At 51.1% G+C, this 15,418-nt stretch carries 16 protein-coding genes and 1 riboswitch; of the genes, 11 read left to right on the top strand and 5 right to left on the bottom strand.

Annotated elements, in window-relative coordinates; all coding sequences use genetic code 11:
* Positions 1-92: 92 nt before the first annotated feature.
* Positions 93-1,340 (top strand): DEAD/DEAH box helicase, encoded by a 1,248-nt coding sequence (locus F5971_RS01460; protein ID WP_193493610.1) that lies wholly within the window; start codon positions 93-95, stop codon positions 1,338-1,340.
* Between the two features lie 25 nt (positions 1,341-1,365).
* Here the strand turns inward: F5971_RS01460 and F5971_RS01455 are convergent, their stop codons facing one another.
* Positions 1,366-1,731 carry a RidA family protein gene (locus F5971_RS01455; protein ID WP_036506721.1) on the bottom strand — a complete coding sequence of 122 codons (366 nt, stop codon included), beginning with the start codon at positions 1,729-1,731 and terminating at the stop codon, positions 1,366-1,368.
* Between the two features lie 200 nt (positions 1,732-1,931).
* A complete protein-coding gene (locus F5971_RS01450) occupies positions 1,932-2,972 on the bottom strand; it encodes a zinc-dependent alcohol dehydrogenase family protein (protein WP_193493609.1) in 1,041 nt (346 codons plus the stop codon).
* Between the two features lie 140 nt (positions 2,973-3,112).
* Between F5971_RS01450 and F5971_RS01445 the strand changes: the two genes are divergently transcribed.
* Positions 3,113-3,574: an Lrp/AsnC family transcriptional regulator gene (locus tag F5971_RS01445; RefSeq protein WP_193493603.1), complete on the top strand. Its 462-nt coding sequence runs from the start codon at positions 3,113-3,115 to the stop codon at positions 3,572-3,574.
* A 23-nt stretch (positions 3,575-3,597) separates the two neighbouring features.
* On the opposite strand, the gene F5971_RS01440 is transcribed toward F5971_RS01445, so the two are convergent.
* The 3 genes from F5971_RS01440 to cobT are packed head-to-tail and all read right to left on the bottom strand — an operon-like array spanning position 3,598 to position 5,911.
* Positions 3,598-4,101, bottom strand: a complete 504-nt coding sequence (locus tag F5971_RS01440; RefSeq protein WP_193493601.1) for a histidine phosphatase family protein — start codon at positions 4,099-4,101, stop codon at positions 3,598-3,600.
* A gap of 2 nt (positions 4,102-4,103) precedes the next feature.
* Positions 4,104-4,868, bottom strand: coding sequence for an adenosylcobinamide-GDP ribazoletransferase (gene cobS / locus F5971_RS01435; RefSeq protein ID WP_193493599.1), 765 nt, complete (start codon positions 4,866-4,868; stop codon positions 4,104-4,106).
* Positions 4,865-5,911 carry a nicotinate-nucleotide--dimethylbenzimidazole phosphoribosyltransferase gene (gene cobT, locus F5971_RS01430; RefSeq protein WP_193494037.1) on the bottom strand — a complete coding sequence of 349 codons (1,047 nt, stop codon included), beginning with the start codon at positions 5,909-5,911 and terminating at the stop codon, positions 4,865-4,867. Before cobT ends, cobS begins: the two co-directional genes overlap by 4 nt.
* A gap of 176 nt (positions 5,912-6,087) precedes the next feature.
* Between cobT and cbiB the strand changes: the two genes are divergently transcribed.
* The 9 genes from cbiB to F5971_RS01385 all read left to right on the top strand — a co-directional run bounded on the left by cbiB (position 6,088) and on the right by F5971_RS01385 (position 15,417).
* Positions 6,088-7,068: an adenosylcobinamide-phosphate synthase CbiB gene (gene cbiB / locus F5971_RS01425; protein WP_193493597.1), complete on the top strand. Its 981-nt coding sequence runs from the start codon at positions 6,088-6,090 to the stop codon at positions 7,066-7,068.
* Entirely contained in the window at positions 7,065-8,168 is a 1,104-nt protein-coding gene (cobD, locus tag F5971_RS01420; RefSeq protein ID WP_193493595.1) for a threonine-phosphate decarboxylase CobD, read from the top strand. The genes cbiB and cobD overlap by 4 nt, the downstream gene beginning before the upstream one ends.
* Positions 8,162-8,695: a bifunctional adenosylcobinamide kinase/adenosylcobinamide-phosphate guanylyltransferase gene (locus tag F5971_RS01415; RefSeq protein ID WP_036506687.1), complete on the top strand. Its 534-nt coding sequence runs from the start codon at positions 8,162-8,164 to the stop codon at positions 8,693-8,695. Before cobD ends, F5971_RS01415 begins: the two co-directional genes overlap by 7 nt.
* Position 8,696: 1 nt before the next feature.
* Complete coding sequence (locus F5971_RS01410) at positions 8,697-9,134, top strand: bifunctional adenosylcobinamide kinase/adenosylcobinamide-phosphate guanylyltransferase (protein ID WP_246187738.1); 438 nt, start codon at positions 8,697-8,699, stop codon at positions 9,132-9,134.
* Between the two features lie 120 nt (positions 9,135-9,254).
* Positions 9,255-9,490, top strand: a riboswitch (cobalamin riboswitch).
* Positions 9,491-9,606: 116 nt separating this feature from the next.
* Complete coding sequence (locus F5971_RS01405; protein WP_193493593.1) at positions 9,607-11,424, top strand: TonB-dependent receptor domain-containing protein; 1,818 nt, start codon at positions 9,607-9,609, stop codon at positions 11,422-11,424.
* An 18-nt stretch (positions 11,425-11,442) separates the two neighbouring features.
* The gene (locus F5971_RS01400; RefSeq protein WP_081763664.1) at positions 11,443-12,342 is read left to right on the top strand and encodes a cobalamin-binding protein; all 900 of its coding nucleotides are present in this window, start codon (positions 11,443-11,445) and stop codon (positions 12,340-12,342) included.
* Positions 12,317-13,333: a FecCD family ABC transporter permease gene (locus tag F5971_RS01395; protein WP_081763663.1), complete on the top strand. Its 1,017-nt coding sequence runs from the start codon at positions 12,317-12,319 to the stop codon at positions 13,331-13,333. The genes F5971_RS01400 and F5971_RS01395 overlap by 26 nt, the downstream gene beginning before the upstream one ends.
* Positions 13,333-14,100, top strand: a complete 768-nt coding sequence (locus tag F5971_RS01390; RefSeq protein ID WP_036506684.1) for an ABC transporter ATP-binding protein — start codon at positions 13,333-13,335, stop codon at positions 14,098-14,100. The genes F5971_RS01395 and F5971_RS01390 overlap by 1 nt, the downstream gene beginning before the upstream one ends.
* A 3-nt stretch (positions 14,101-14,103) precedes the next feature.
* On the top strand, positions 14,104-15,417 hold the full coding sequence (locus F5971_RS01385) for a cobyrinic acid a,c-diamide synthase CobB (RefSeq protein ID WP_036506681.1): 1,314 nt from the start codon (positions 14,104-14,106) through the stop codon (positions 15,415-15,417).
* Position 15,418 lies beyond the last annotated feature (1 nt).

Here is a 15,418-nt window from a genome sequence, read left to right as displayed (position 1 = left end):
TGGGCCCATCTCCGACGCAAAAAGCCTGTCGGACTTAGCGCTCCAAACCTGCTAAAATGGTTTTTTAATCTTCACTCGGTATACATCCTCTTATGTCGTTTATTTCCTTGGGTCTGTCTGATTTTTTCCAACGCTCACTTGATACATTGGGTTACGAAACCCCTACAGCTGTTCAGAGCCAAGCGATACCTGCGGTTCTGGAAGGACGTGACGTTTTGGCGGCGGCGGAAACAGGCTCAGGAAAAACGGCGGCGTTTGTATTGCCACTGCTAGAAAAGCTACTCAACCACCCTGGGCTCAGAAGCAATCAGGTGGCCGCCTTAGTGCTCGTTCCCACCCGTGAACTGGCCGTACAAGTTGAACAGGCAATTCAAGCATTCAGCGCGTATTACCCAAGACGTATTAAAAGCCTTGCAGTCTACGGCGGTGTCTCGATTAACACCCAAATGCAGGCCATGCGCGGCGGTTGTGATTTTATGGTCGCAACCCCAGGCCGTCTGCTGGATTTGATCGAAAAAAATGCCATCAATCTAAATCAAGTGCTGCATCTGGTGTTGGATGAAGCGGACCGCCTGCTGGATTTGGGTTTTGCTGATGAATTGCAGCAGATCATCAACCTGTTGCCAGCACAGCGACAAAACCTGCTGTTTTCGGCCACCTTCCCGCAAGAGGTCGATGCCTTAATCGATCAACTCTTATTTCATCCAGTTTGCATCGAGATTGAACGACAAAACAAGTTGCCGGACAGCCTCACTCAACGTCCGATTGAAGTGGACAAAGCACAGCGCACCACGCTCCTGCGCCACCTGCTCACCGAGTACCCCGGTGCACAGTTTTTGGTGTTTGTCGCGAGCAAGCGCACGGCTGAGAATGTAGCTGACAAGCTCTACAAATACGATTTTAACGTCGAAACACTGCACGGAGACAAGTCGCAAACAGAGCGCAGCTCCACCTTGGCTGCATTCAAAACTGGCAAAATTCGGGTGTTGATTGCAACCGATCTGGCGGCACGCGGCCTTGATATTCCCTTACTGCCGTATGTGGTGAATTACGACTTGCCGCGTGCACCGGCCGATTACATCCACCGCATTGGCCGTACCGCAAGGGCCGGTGAAGCAGGCACCGCTTTCTCCTTTATCGACCCTGACAGTGATGCTCACTTCAAACTGATTGTAAAACGCAACCAGCTTGACGTGACACTCGAACAGATTCAAGGGTTTGAGCCTAGCCCAACACCAACGCAGGCATCACCGCAAAACACTCAAGGTAAAGCGCCCGTTAAAGGCAAACGAAAAAGCAAAAAGGATAAATTGCGCGAAGCGGCTGCCCGAGAACAATAGCTCCGGCAGCATCTATTCCCGTTGCTTATGACTGAAACTTGGCACCCGCAGCAGCGGTAAATGCAATTTCGACCAAGTAATCTGGATCCGCCAATTCTGCTTTCACACAGGCACGACTTGGCGCGGTACCTTCTGGAAACCATTCATCCCAAACCTCGTTCAGCGCTGGCAGATTGGCAAAATCTGTAATGTAGATGGTGGCAGATAAAATCCGGCTTTTGTCACTATCAATCTTTGCCAGCGAAGCTTGCGCCTGTTCCAATATCTGAGCCAACTGGCCTTGGATATCGGCACTTAGATCCGATTCCGGCACCTCCACAAAGTAAGCGATGCCATTAAAAACCGTTACATCTGACCAGCGCTTGCAAGGATTGATACGATGAATCGTCATGAACACACCTCAAATCAAATAAAAAACGAGTGGCCATAGTAGCAGATTTATCCTTGCGCGGGCAGGCAGGCTCTGATCAGCCTTCGCCGGTTTAGTTGGTTTAGGCGCCAGACCAAGTCCGCAACATAACGGACTTAATCTGAGGGTAAACACAATGGGGCTAGCATTATTCTTGTGTTTACCCTTACGGTACAGGCATTCTAAAAATGCGTCACCACGGTCACACCCGGCGGGTTATGTGTATCCATCGTGGTGAGCGCTGCGATGGACTCTTCTAAGCTGATGGTGCGTCCCAGCAGCTTATCAGGACGCAGCTTGCCCGATTTAATCATGGCGAGCATGGCATCATACCGAAATGCCTGCATGCCATGACTGCCAATAATTTCCAGCTCATGCGCTATCACAAGATTCATCGGAATTGGCGGTGTCGCGTGATCCGCCAATAACAAACCGACCTGAACATGTTTACCCAGTTTTTTCAAACTTTTGATCGAATTAATACAGGTTGTCGGGTGACCTAGGGCATCAAGTGAAACATGCACGCCACCACGCGTGATCTCTTTAATCGCCTCGGCAACATCAGGAACCTGCAAGGCGTTAATCGTTGCATAAGCCCCCAGGGATTTAGCGAGCGCTAGCTTGTCCTCTGTTACATCAACCGCAATAACATTGGCACCAATGCTGTTCGCAATCATAATGGCTGAAAGCCCAACCCCCCCGCAACCATACACAGCCACCCACTGCCCTGCACTCACTTTGCCTTGGTCAACCACGGCTCTGAAGGATGTAACAAAACGGCATCCAAGGCTAGCAGCAGTGGCGAAGTCCATGGCTTCCGGTAGTGTCACCAGATTAACATCGGCATGGTGGATAGTGACATATTCTGCAAACGATCCCCAATGCGTGAATCCAGGCTGAGTTTGGTTGCCGCAGACTTGATGATTTCCACCGTGGCACTCAGGACAAGCGCCGCATGCGCTGACAAATGGCACCGTGACTCGATCACCCACTTTAAAAGACTTAACATCTTTCCCGACGGCTTCAATGACTCCAGCAAACTCGTGCCCAGGAACATGAGGGAGTTCTATGTCCGGATCGTGCCCCATCCAACCGTGCCAGTCACTTCGACACACACCTGTCGCCTCAACCTTGATCACCACACCATGGGCCTCAGGTGTTGGGTCCTGTACACTCATTATCTTTGGTGCCTTCGCAAACTGCTCATACACAACGGCTTTCATGCTTCCCCCCTCAGGTGATCAATTGGTTGAGCTAACAGACTACTGAATTCACCAGAAATTACCTTGCTTTTTATCGTATAAATCCATCAGACTTTGGAATATTATTTCTTAAAATGGATTTATTTTAGAGGAGTCTTTCAATGATCAGCTTAGACAAGGTAGATACTGATATTCTTCGACGTATGCAGCAAGACGGCCGTTTGTCGAATGCGAAGTTGGCGACTGAATTGTCATTGAGCGAAACACCCTGCTGGCGCCGCCTGAAACGCCTAGAAGAAGAGAACATCATTACCGACTACCAAGCCAATCTTGATCGCCGTAAACTGGGCTTTGGTGTGCTCGCTTTTGTACAGCTCACCTGCAACCAACACGATGAAGAGACTACACAGCGCTTTGAACAGGTGATTCAGCGTTGTGACAATGTTTTGTCGTGCCATAACACAACCGGAGCCGCCGATTTTCTACTGCAAGTGGTCGCTAAGGATTTGGACGATTACAGCCGCTTCGTGGATCAGGTACTCAGAAAACTGCCTGGAGTATCGGCGATTGCATCTAACATTTCCTTGCGAGAACTCAAAGCATCGACACGCTTGCCAATATGAATCTATCCATGCTTTTTTCACCATCAAAATTCTAGACACAGACCATACCCCACCGGAGTCGCAAAGGCGTCTTCAAGGGGGAGGTGTTTCACAAAATGCAGGGCCGCGCGAATAACGCCAGCATGGGTGATGACGATGGCCTCACTTGGAAGGTCATCGAGTAAGACTTGAACTCTGGCTAAAAATTCAGGGATCGACTCCCCTTCTGGAAAGGAGTAGGCATAAGGCTGTTCGGCCCAAGCATCGAGTTCAGCTCGGCTGATTTTATCCCACTCGACCCCCTCCCACTGACCAAAATGAATTTCTCGCAGTGCATCAAGGCAATGTAAAGATTGCTTACCTTCGGCCAAGGCTTCAGCCAATAAACGGCATCGCTGCAAAGGACTGGTGTAAATGGGCAGATGGATTGGCAAGCTGGGCAGCTGGGTAAGGGTCTCTTGCACAGGCACCGCCAAAGGTACATCAAGCCAACCGTAACACAGATGGCTTGATAACAAGGGTCGATCATGCCTGATCCAGTAACGCATACTCAGCGTCCAATCAGCAGCAAGAGCAAAAAGACCAGCTCAGAGATAATCACACTGGCCCCCAGTGTATCCCCTGTGTATCCCCCTAAGTTCCGATGCAGACTGTATCCCCAGTACAACAGCGTGATCGCAATGGCAAGAAGGGTTATCCAAAACACCTGGGCAATAAGCGCCACCAGCAGCACACCAAGGATGGCGAAAGCCAAGCGTCCTAAACTCATAGAGTCAGCAACAGGCTTGGTTTTGCTTTGCTCGGATGCGGTGACATAGGGCATAAAATGCATTAAAAACAGCGGCGTTAAGCGGGCAATCGCAGGCGCCATTAACAGCGCGATTGCTAAGTTGTCTAGCTCAACCCAAATGGCCCACTTTAATGCCAGCACACAAAACAGGGCAACGGAGCCATAGGTGCCTATACGGCTGTCCTTCATAATCTCTAAGCGCTTCTCGCGGGTGTAGCCGCCGCCAAACGCATCAAGGCTGTCGGCCAAACCATCTTCATGAAAGGCACCCGTTATCCATAAGTGCAATACCAGCAATAGCAGCAAAGTGACCGTAAGTGGCAACAGACTGATCAGCAGACTGTACGCAAGCAGATTCAACACCCCCAGTAACAAGCCCACCAGCGGAAAATAAAGACTGGATAGGTTCATTAGGCGCTGGGAGTAATCAATCTTGACCCAAACTGGAATACGCGTCAGGAAGCTCATCGCCAACCAAAACGCTTGCCACTCTTGGCGGACCAGACTTGTCTTGGGCGTACTCATGCGGACTGGCTCACCCCTGCATCATCAAAGGAGGCCATTTCATTCAAAAAAGCAGTCGCTAAACGAATCAGCGGAATCGCCGCAATGGCACCCGTCCCTTCCCCTAAACGCAAATCGAGTGTCAACAGGGGCACGATTCCCAGCTGAGACAGAATAGGCTGATGACCTTGCTCATGACTTTGATGCGCAAAGACCGTGTAGTCACGAATGTGCGGGCAGAGCTGGTACGCCACCATCCACGCGCTGGTGGCAATAAAACCATCGACCACGAGCAATTTTTTAAGGGCAGCTCCGCGCAAAAAAGCTCCAGTCATCATGGCAATTTCCAGTCCACCCACGGATTGCAAAATCTCTAGAGGCGATAGTTGATGCGTCTGGTGGTGTTCAAGTGCTGCTTGAATGACCTGTGCTTTATGCACTTGCATCTCGGGGCTTGCCCCCGTTCCGGCCCCGACAATATCCCGTGCGGGTATATTGAGTAACGCAGCCAAGACAGCGGCAGCAGTAGTGGTATTGCCAATTCCCATTTCACCCAAGCTTAACACCTGCGCATCTGCAGCCCAGCAATCGACCATCTCTGCTCCTGTTTGCAGACACTGCGCCAGTTCGCCAGCCGACATGGCTGCCTCTTGCGCAAAGTTACGAGTGCCCGATGCAACCGGACAGGACACCAAATCAGGATGCTCAGGCAAAGACGTTTTAACGCCCGCATCAATGACCTTAAGACCGACGTTATTGTGGCGACAAAAGACATTAATGGCCGCACCACCTTGCAGGAAATTCAGTACCATTTGCGCCGTCACTTCTTGAGGAAAAGGGCTTACCCCTTCTTCACACACACCATGATCAGCGGCAAACACCAAGTGCATGGCCGTGTCGGTACAAGGTGATAACGTGTGTTGTAGGCGCGCAATCTGAGCCGCTAAACTTTCTAAACGACCCAGTGATCCTTGGGGTTTGGTTTTCATGTCGATTTTGTGTTGAATCTCGGCATCCAACTCATTTGAAAGCAGTGGGATGTTGAACACCCCCTTCTCAACCATCTGACTCACCTTGGCTCCTTGAACATCGACTCGAATCATTCAAAACGCGAAGGTTACCACAGCTCAATAGCAAACGGTGAACATGCCTTGATGAAAGCTGCACCAACACATCGTGTTTTTGCTATGATAGCCAACTTCATTACCCCTTGTTCACAACCGATGGTCATGGCGCTTTCATGCTGCTTTCAAGCTTAAGTTTAGGTTTACTCTGCGTTATTTTGATGGCTATTCTTTTGGATCTAGTCGTGGGAGACCCCAAACGTCTTCCACACCCAGTGCAACTGATAGGCGCATTCATCAGCAGACTTGATGCACGTTGGAACCGTGGCGACCACCGCACACAACGTATCAATGGCTTTTTATTAACCGCTAGCGTTGTGATGAGCACCTTTGCGATCACCTATGGCTGCTTAGCGCTCGCCTATGCACTTCATACGGTATTCGGCCTGCTGCTGGAAATCCTGTTGCTGTCGTCTTGTTTTGCCATCAAAGGATTAAAGGATGCGGCGCTCGCCGTTGCTCGACCCCTAGGCCAAGGCGACCTCATGCTGGCACGTACCTATTTATCCCATGTTGTTGGGCGCGACACCCACTCATTGGATGAAGCCGAAATCACTCGTGGCACGGTGGAAACCCTGGCCGAAAATACCGTCGATGGCATCACCGCTCCCCTGTTCTGGGCCTTTTTAGGTGGCGCCCCCTTGGCCATGAGTTACAAAGCCATCAACACCCTGGACTCGATGGTCGGCTATAAAAACGAACGCTATGCCGACTTTGGCTATGCCTCTGCGAAGCTGGATGATATAGCCAATTGGCTGCCTGCTCGTTTGACAGCCGCTTGTTTTTGGATCGCGGCCATCCTGCTGCAAGGTGTTCGTACAACGGATGCACTGCGACACACGTGGCAGCAAGCCCCTCTGCATCCAAGCCCCAATGCCGGATGGCCGGAGGCCATGGTGGCGAATTTGCTGGGTGTGCAACTTGGTGGAACCAATTATTACCAAGGCATCGCCTCTCACCGAGCCATTCTGGGTTCAAACAACCAGCCACTGCAAACCGCGCATATAGGCCAAAGTATTCGCCTGATGCATGGTGCTTGGATCGTTTTCACCCTATTTTTTGCCTTAATCAGCTTGCTGGGATGGGTTCTGCAATGAATCATTCAAGCACAGCACCCTGGCCTTCGCATGGTGGTCAGTCAGAATCAATTCTGGCCTATTATGGCTTCCCCAAAGAACATAAGGTTATTGATTTTAGTACCAACCTCAACCCTTTGGGGCCACCCGCTTGGTTGGGTCCGTTTATTCAATCGCAATTGGACACCCTAACGCGCTATCCAGACCCCAAGTATACGGATGCCATCCATGCCATTGCGCAGGCCGAAGGCGTGCAACCTGAGCAGGTCTGCTTAACCAATGGCGGCAGTGAGGCCATCTTTTTGGCAACCTCCCTGTTCGCAGGCAAGCGCTGTTTGATTTTGGAGCCAACCTTTGCGGAATACCGTCGAGCCTGCGATCACTACGGCCTAACATCCAGCATCAAACAACTTTCTACACCTGACTTCCACTTGCCTAAGCAGGCTATTTTTGCCGAAATGGCGGCGCAGGATGTGGTGTTTATCGCCCGCCCCAATAACCCGACAGGCATCCTTATTGGCATGGAGGAAATGGAAGAATGGGTCGATCAGGCAAAAAAAACCAACTGTACACTGATCGTTGATGAGGCATTTATCGACTTTGCCCCTCATGAACAAAACCAATTGCCACGCTGTCTGAATAAAAACACACCCTTGATTCTGTTACGCTCCTTAACCAAGATGTTCACCTTACCGGGGCTCAGAATCGGCTATATTCTGGCCAACACCGAATGCATCGCACAGCTTAAAAAACGACAAATTCCGTGGAGTGTGAATACCTTTGCCGCCAATATCGTGCCGCATCTGCTGCAGGACCGTGAATTTTTAACCGCGACCCACGATTGGTTAGCACAAGAACACGCCTGGCTGTTACCGCAACTGCGCGAGTGTCACTATTCGATTCCCCCGACCCAAGCCAATTTTTTTCTATTGCAGCCCCCATCAGCCGAACGCGACTCAAATGCCTTGCTGCCTTTCCTACTGCAACGCGGTTTACTCGCTCGTCACACTCACAACTTTGCAGGGTTAAATGGCTCAGCGCTACGATTTGCCATACGTTCGCGCGCTGACAATCAGCGGCTGTTAATGGCTTTGCAGGAATGGGGGCGTTTGTCATGCTGACCTTTATTTCAGGAGGGGTGCGCTCAGGAAAAAGTCGATTGGCAGAGCAACTTGCCGAGCAGGATGCTGAGACACGAGGGGGGGCGCTTTTTTATTTAGCAACAGCCGCGACGCCGCAAGAATCTGAGATGCAAGCTCGTATTCGTTGGCATCAACAGGATAGAGGGAAGGCTTGGATTACACTGGAAGAGCCCATAGATTTAAACGCAGTCCTGCCTCGCTTGCAAGCCAACAGCACGCTATTGCTGGATTGCCTGACCCTTTGGAGCAGCCAAGTGATGTTTGCCAGCGACTTTAGCCCTAAAGAGGCTATCGAAGAGCTCGATGCCTTCATCCAGGCCCTTACAGACCAACAGATCCATTTAATTATCGTCTCTAATGATATCAATGAGTGTTTGCCTCCAAACACCCCAGAATTGCTCAACTATGTGCGTTTTTTACAGTGCCTGCATCAATGCCTGACGGCTCAGGCGGATCACGTCATCCAAATGCTTGGCGGATGTGCGTACGATTGGAAAGGAGGTTAATGTGAAACTGATTATCGGTGGGTACTGCTCAGGAAAACGCCGTTTTGCTCGTCAGCTCTACCCCAATGGCTATTGGCTTTCAGCCTATGAAGGCAAATACCTGAAGGATTGGCCAACCGAATCCAGCGCCCCATCCCCTCTCATCATTGAGGGCTGGGAGCGTTGGATTGAGGCAGACTTAATGGGGAACTATGATGTTAAGCAGCTTCGTACTGAGTATGCAAACCAACTCGACACCTATCTGGCACATGAGCAGGCTTCGCAACAGCCCATTTGCTTGATCTTGCTGGAGATTGGACGAGGTATAGTGCCGATCGAAGCCAAACAACGCGCCCTTCGCGACCTCAACGGCTGGTTAAGCCAAGATGCAGCTGAGCGCTGCGATGAGGTGTTTTATGCGTGGAATGGATTGGTCCGACCGATCAAGACGATCGGTTAAACAGTGAAAGGGGTCCTTGGTTTAAGCAACCTCACTCTGCCTTCACTTATTCCGCTGGATTCGTCCTTAAAGCACTGCTCACACTGCTCCCTTAACTTGTGAAAAATCACTCAAAATGCTAGTCTTTGGCGCTTCACAGGTTCTGTAGATTCGCTCTCGGATTAATAGGGAAGTCAGTGCTTCAATCTGACGCTGCCCCCGCAACGGTGATCAAGTTAAGGTGCCTCAATAACCACTGTACGTCGGTATGGGAAGGTGAGCCACCCCTTAAGACATAGGTTTTTTAAACATAGGTTTTTAAAAAACCGAGTCTTTTGCTTGTCAGCCCGGAGACCTGCCCGTGATGTTATGCCTGATTGCGGTGGGCGATCATTGGGCAGGGTCTTGTTTTGTCCCTCCTATCTCCTCCCACTGACAGTAGTTCCCCGATAATTAGTTGTGCGGGTGTGCACACTTGACGAGACCTTGTCACATGAACAAACCGGTTTTTGCAATCAAGCCTTTGGCGTTGCTTTGCCTATCGAGCCTTTCCGCTCCTCTCTTCGCTCAGCCGATCTCCTCCTTGGATTCTGCAGACACACGTTTTAATCCAATTATTGTGACAGCCACCCTGTCCGCAAAAACAGCGGATGAAACGCTGGCATCTGTCACGGTTATAGATGAAGAGCAAATTCGTCTACAACAACCTAAAGACATCATTGACCTTCTGAAAGGTCAGCCTGGTGTTGATTTCAGTTCGAATGGGGGATTCGGTAAAACGACCAGTGTCTACACTCGCGGCGCCGCTTCGGATTCGACCGTTTTGTTAGTGGACGGTATTCGTCTTCAGTCCGCCACCTCTGGCGGTGCGTCTTGGCAGTTTTTAACACCCAATCTGTTTGAACGCTTTGAAATTGTGAGAGGGCCACGCGGGGGGCTTTACGGTGCTGATGCGGCGGGCGGTGTTATACAAGGCTTTTTAGCCAACTCTCAAGCACAAAGAATGAATGTGTCTGTCGGTGGTGGATCCTTTGGTTCCTACCAAGTCAATGCAGGGGTTTCGGGTCAACACAACTCAACTCGATACCAGCTGGTTGCCAATCAATTTACAACCGATGGCATCGAGATTAAAGAAGGTGAAGGACGTAGGGGCTATGACAATACATCGGTCCTTGCCCGTCTCGGTCAGGGCTTTGACTCAGGTGCAGATCTAAGTCTATTGGTGATGCACACCCAAGGGAATACCGAGTTTGTCGGTGGTAACACGGATTACCGACTTCAAGTACTAGGGCTAACGGCCAGCATTCCAGTCACGGAGCATTGGCTGTCTCGCGTGCAACTCAGTGAAGCAAGGGATGAGAACACAAGCTATCAAGGCACTCGTTCTAATTTTGATACCAAAACGCACAAACTGCGTTGGGAAAACACGCTTTGGATGGATGCCCATGAGTTTATTTTGGGTGCAGACACACTTAAGGATAGCGTCGAAACCTCAAGCTATGCTGGAGAATCTCGTAAAAACCATGCGGTCTTCGCACAAGGTTTATTTGACTTCAATCCTTTAAGTCTGCAAACCAATCTACGCGTTGATGACAACCAAGTCTATGGTGATAAGGTGACGGGTGGCCTTGCCCTGGGTTACGCCATCAACCCCGAGCACACACTCAGAGGCAGCTACGGAACCGCCTTTAGAGCGCCCACGTTCAATGATCTTTACTGGCCTGGCAGCGGTAATCTTGATCTAGCACCGGAAACCTCCCATACCACTGAGATAGGGCTTCGTGGTCAATACCCAACGTTTTTCTGGGATGTCGCCGTTTACGAAGCGCAGTATAAAAACCTGATCAATTGGGCTCCCCTGCCTTCCGGTTTATGGGCACCCCAAAATATTGATCGTGCGCGTATTCGTGGCATTGAGTTCAGCCTTGGTGCTGAGGTCGCCGACTGGATGCTAAAAGCCGCCTTGACAGGAACTGATCCGATCGATCGTGCCGACGATACTCGTCTACAACGCCGCACCACTAAAAGCGTTCGCTTTGATGCGGATCGCAGCTGGGGAGACTGGTCGGTCGGCGGTACTTTAATTGCGCAAGGTAGCCGTTACAATGCACGCCGTGAGTCTGACAAGATGCCGGGATACGGCCTTGTTAACCTCAGAAGCCGCTGGAACTTTGCACCTGAATGGTCTGCAACCGTCACTGTCGACAACCTGTTTGATAAAGACTATGTCACGACACGTGGCTTCGGTGGTTGGGACTATAAGAATCCTGGACGCAGTGCATTTTTAACTCTAAGTTATAGCGGACTCTAATCAGAAGGCGACCTTATCATGCTACATAAATGGATCTTAGCCGCGTTCGTGAGTTTGTTGGGAACATCCAGCTTACTGGCGGATGAGACCACTCAAGCACGCTGTGTGGTTGATGATAAGCGTCGCCAAATCTGTTTGGATCACCCGGCTCAACGCATTGCCACTTTGTCACCCGGTGCCACTGAGCTGATGTTTGCAGCGGGCGGCGGTGATCAAGTGGTGGCAGTTGTCACCTTTAGTGACTACCCCCCCGAGGCACAAGCGATAGAGTCACTCGGTAGCCTCACCCGTTTGGACATGGAAAAGCTCATTTCATTGCAACCCGATTTAGTGATTGCCTGGGTAACGGGCAATCCCGCTGAACAAATGGAACGACTAGAAGCATTGGGCCTCAAGGTTTTTTACTTAGAACCACGCCGTTTTGCCGATGTTTCTAGCACTTTACTCCGTTTAGCCCATTTAGCAGGAAGCGATGACGTCGGGCAACAAGTTGCTCAAGCGTTTGAAGAGGGCATAAACAACTTACAGCAGCGCTATCAAAACGCATCACCCGTTCGCGTTTTTTACCAGGTTTGGAATGACCCAATCATGTCGGTCAACCATGAACATCTCATTCACCAAGTCATTGAACTCTGCGGGGGCGACAATGTGTTTGCCGATTTACCGCGTATGATTCCGCGTTTAGATACCGAATCCATCTTAAGTGCCAATCCCGAAGCAATATTGGCTGGCGGAATGGGCGAGGAAAACCAAGCCTGGCTCGACCACTGGCAACAATACCCCCATTTACACGCAACAGCCGATCAGAATCTATACTTTATTCCCCCCTCTTTGATTCAAAGGCCAACCCCGCGCCTTTTACAAGGGGCAGAACGTTTCTGCCAAGCATTGGATGAAGCCCGTGCCAAACGTCAGTAAACGACCCATCGCAGGCTCCATACATACGCGCTATCTGATTCCTTTGTTGAGCTTAGCACTGCTCTCGGCAATGGCCCTCGTATTCTCAGTCACACAGGGCAGCTCCGGACTGCCCCTTCGCGACGTGATGAACGTGCTGATTGGACAGGGTGATCCCTTGCAACGCACCTTGATCTTGGACTTACGCCTACCTAGAACCCTATCGGCCTTTTCTACAGGTGGTTTGCTGGCTGTGGCCGGAGCCTTAATGCAAATTCTGTTGCGCAATCCCTTGGCCGACCCCTATATCCTAGGACTCTCGGGTGGGGCGGCTGTTGGCGCTTTGGGAGCAATGCTCTTGGGACTGGGTGCTCTATTGGTCTCTGGGTCAGCATTATTAGGGGCTCTAATCGCAACCCTTCTCGTATTTGGGCTGGCCCATGGTTCAGGCAGTTGGACACCCTCTCGTCTATTGCTCACGGGCGTTGTGGTCGCATCGGGATGGGGTGCCATCATCACCTTGATGTTAGCCTTGAGTCCACCGCAGCGCCTACCCGGTATGCTCTATTGGTTGATGGGAGATCTGTCCTATGCTCAAACACCCTGGCCAGCCTTAGTCCTACTGATCAGCATTTGTGTTGTTTTAACCCCGTTTGGACGCAGTTTAAACGTGTTAGCACGTGGCCCTTTGCAAGCGGCGGCCTTAGGCGTTGCGGTCAAACCCTTAGAAGCTGGCATTTTTTTTCTAGCCAGCCTGCTCACGGCGATTGCCGTCACCACTGCAGGTAGCATCGGGTTTATCGGTTTGATAGTGCCGCACATGCTGCGTTTGGTATTGGGCAATGATCAACGGCTGATCCTACCCGCTTCGGCCCTTGCCGGCGGCGCGCTACTGACGGTTGCTGACACCTTCGCTCGCACCTTAATTGCCCCCGAGCAGCTTCCAGTTGGGGTGTTAACGGCCTTACTCGGAGTGCCTATGTTTCTCTATCTATTGCATAGGACACGTTGATGGCCAGCCTTGAACTTAAAGCCATGGCCATCGACGTGCCGGGCAGAGCTCAGGGGGATGCCCTGTCTTTTTGTCTAGAGCCAGGGCAAATATGGGGCATACTGGGGCCCAATGGCGCTGGCAAAACCACATTTCTACAGACACTTGCTGGGCTGCGTGCGCCTCGCTCAGGACAGATTCACCTCAATCAACGCCCACTCCACAGCTATAAACGCCGTGCCATTGCCCAACTGCTGGGTCTTGTTTTTCAAGAACGACACGATGATTTTCCGGCAACCGTGATGGAAACCGCGTTAATGGGACGCCATGCCTTTCTATCGGCTTGGCAGATGGAGTCAGCTAACGACATAGCACTCACACAAGCGGCATTGGTGGCACTGGATATTGATCACCTTGCAGATAGGTTAGTGAGCACCTTATCTGGGGGGGAAAGACAACGGGTTGCCATTGCCACCTTGATGACACAAAACCCCGCGATTTGGCTGGCCGACGAGCCCACTAATCACCTAGACCTTCATCACCAAGTGGCAACGCTTGAGTTGATGGCCCAGCAAGCCAAACAGGGAAAAACACTGGTGATGTGCTTGCATGACCTGAATTTAGCGGCACGCTGGTGTACCCATATTCTATTACTTTACCCCGATGGTCAGGCTTGTTGGGGAGACGCTGAGTCCATGCTGCAACCCACTGCATTAGAAACGCTGTTTAATCAACGTCTCCAAACGGCTTGGATTGATGGCAAACCTTTTTTTATTCCAGCGAGATAACGCATGCATAATCAATTCTTAACCCTTAATCGTCCCGCTGCCTTAATTACCGCACCTGGCTCAGGTCAGGGAAAATCCATGATTACGGCGGCCTTAGCACGGTTGCATCGCAATGCAGGACGTAAAGTTAGAGTATTTAAACACGGGCCGGATTATCTTGATCCCATGTTGCAGGAGTTGGCATCCGGTCAGCCTGTTTACCAGTTGCATCCTTGGATGACAGGAGAAGAAGAGTGCCGTTGGCGCTTAGTTGAAGCGGCCATGGACGCCGATGTTATTCTGGTTGAAGGCTCTATGGGATTATTTGACGGCGCACCTTCGAGCGCCGACCTTGCCAAACTGGCAGGCATCCCTGCCCTGCCAGTGATTGATGCCTGGGGCATGGCGCAAACCTTTGCAGCCGTCGCACAAGGCCTCGCTCAGTTTGACCCAGAGCTCCCCATTTACGATGTGATTGCCAACCGAGTTGGCAGCCAACGCCATACGGACATTTTGAAATCAGCTTTGCCCTCTAACCTGCGTTTACTGGGTGCAGTGCCTCGACATGAGGCTATGTCCATTCCTGATCGTCACCTAGGCATCGTTCAAGCCTCTGAGCTTAATAATTTAGATGCACAACTGGACAAAGCCGCCCAGCTTTTAAAGGAGCAAGGCCTTGATCGCTTACCGCAAAGCGTGACCTTATCCGGTTACCGTCCAACGCCTCTGCCCCGCTATTTAGAAGGAACACGCATTGCCATTGCTCGTGATACAGCCTTTGCCTTTATTTATCGCGCCAATCTCGACGCACTCAAGGAAATGGGTGCCGAGCTCAGTTTCTTCTCACCGCTCACTGACACAGAATTGCCAGACGCCGATGCACTTTGGTTACCGGGTGGCTACCCTGAACTACACGCTGCCCGTTTAGCTGAAAACACCCAGATGCGTGATGCGATATGGGCTCATCACCAAGCCAACAAACCCATTTTGGCCGAGTGCGGAGGGCTTATGTATTGTGCGTCTCAATTGAGAGACATCGAAGGTGACAACCATGCCTTGCTGGATCTCCTCAAGGGACAAGCGTTAATGCAACCCAAACTACAAGCCATTGGCTTGCAATCGGTGCAAACTTCACTAGGCGAGCTGCGGGGTCACACCTATCACCACTCAATCTTTGACACACACTTACAGCCCGTGTGCCGAGCTCGTATTCAAGCGGGGACTGAAGCAGAACCCGTCTATCGACAGGGCTCATTAATCGCCAGTTACTTTCACGGCTACTTTCCATCGGCGCCCGCGCTGGTTGCCGATATCTTTACTCAACAGACGTGTTTTTAGT

It is taken from the genome of Nitrincola alkalisediminis, from assembly GCF_009821115.1.
GTDB classification, from domain to species: domain Bacteria; phylum Pseudomonadota; class Gammaproteobacteria; order Pseudomonadales; family Balneatricaceae; genus Nitrincola; species Nitrincola alkalisediminis.
This window is presented reverse-complemented; position numbering and strand designations above follow the sequence as displayed.

Excerpts from the sequence above, each read along its gene's own strand:
- F5971_RS01460 (WP_193493610.1), top strand. The coding sequence starts at position 93 with ATGTCGTTTATTTCCTTGGGTCTGTCTGATTTTTTCCAACGCTCACTT.
- F5971_RS01455 (WP_036506721.1), bottom strand. The coding sequence starts at position 1,731 with ATGACGATTCATCGTATCAATCCTTGCAAGCGCTGGTCAGATGTAACG.
- F5971_RS01450 (WP_193493609.1), bottom strand. The coding sequence starts at position 2,972 with ATGAAAGCCGTTGTGTATGAGCAGTTTGCGAAGGCACCAAAGATAATG.
- F5971_RS01445 (WP_193493603.1), top strand. The coding sequence starts at position 3,113 with ATGATCAGCTTAGACAAGGTAGATACTGATATTCTTCGACGTATGCAG.
- F5971_RS01440 (WP_193493601.1), bottom strand. The coding sequence starts at position 4,101 with ATGCGTTACTGGATCAGGCATGATCGACCCTTGTTATCAAGCCATCTG.
- cobS (WP_193493599.1), bottom strand. The coding sequence starts at position 4,868 with ATGAGTACGCCCAAGACAAGTCTGGTCCGCCAAGAGTGGCAAGCGTTT.
- cobT (WP_193494037.1), bottom strand. The coding sequence starts at position 5,911 with ATGGTTGAGAAGGGGGTGTTCAACATCCCACTGCTTTCAAATGAGTTG.
- cbiB (WP_193493597.1), top strand. The coding sequence starts at position 6,088 with ATGCTGCTTTCAAGCTTAAGTTTAGGTTTACTCTGCGTTATTTTGATG.
- cobD (WP_193493595.1), top strand. The coding sequence starts at position 7,065 with ATGAATCATTCAAGCACAGCACCCTGGCCTTCGCATGGTGGTCAGTCA.
- F5971_RS01415 (WP_036506687.1), top strand. The coding sequence starts at position 8,162 with ATGCTGACCTTTATTTCAGGAGGGGTGCGCTCAGGAAAAAGTCGATTG.
- F5971_RS01405 (WP_193493593.1), top strand. The coding sequence starts at position 9,607 with ATGAACAAACCGGTTTTTGCAATCAAGCCTTTGGCGTTGCTTTGCCTA.
- F5971_RS01400 (WP_081763664.1), top strand. The coding sequence starts at position 11,443 with ATGCTACATAAATGGATCTTAGCCGCGTTCGTGAGTTTGTTGGGAACA.
- F5971_RS01395 (WP_081763663.1), top strand. The coding sequence starts at position 12,317 with ATGAAGCCCGTGCCAAACGTCAGTAAACGACCCATCGCAGGCTCCATA.
- F5971_RS01390 (WP_036506684.1), top strand. The coding sequence starts at position 13,333 with ATGGCCAGCCTTGAACTTAAAGCCATGGCCATCGACGTGCCGGGCAGA.
- F5971_RS01385 (WP_036506681.1), top strand. The coding sequence starts at position 14,104 with ATGCATAATCAATTCTTAACCCTTAATCGTCCCGCTGCCTTAATTACC.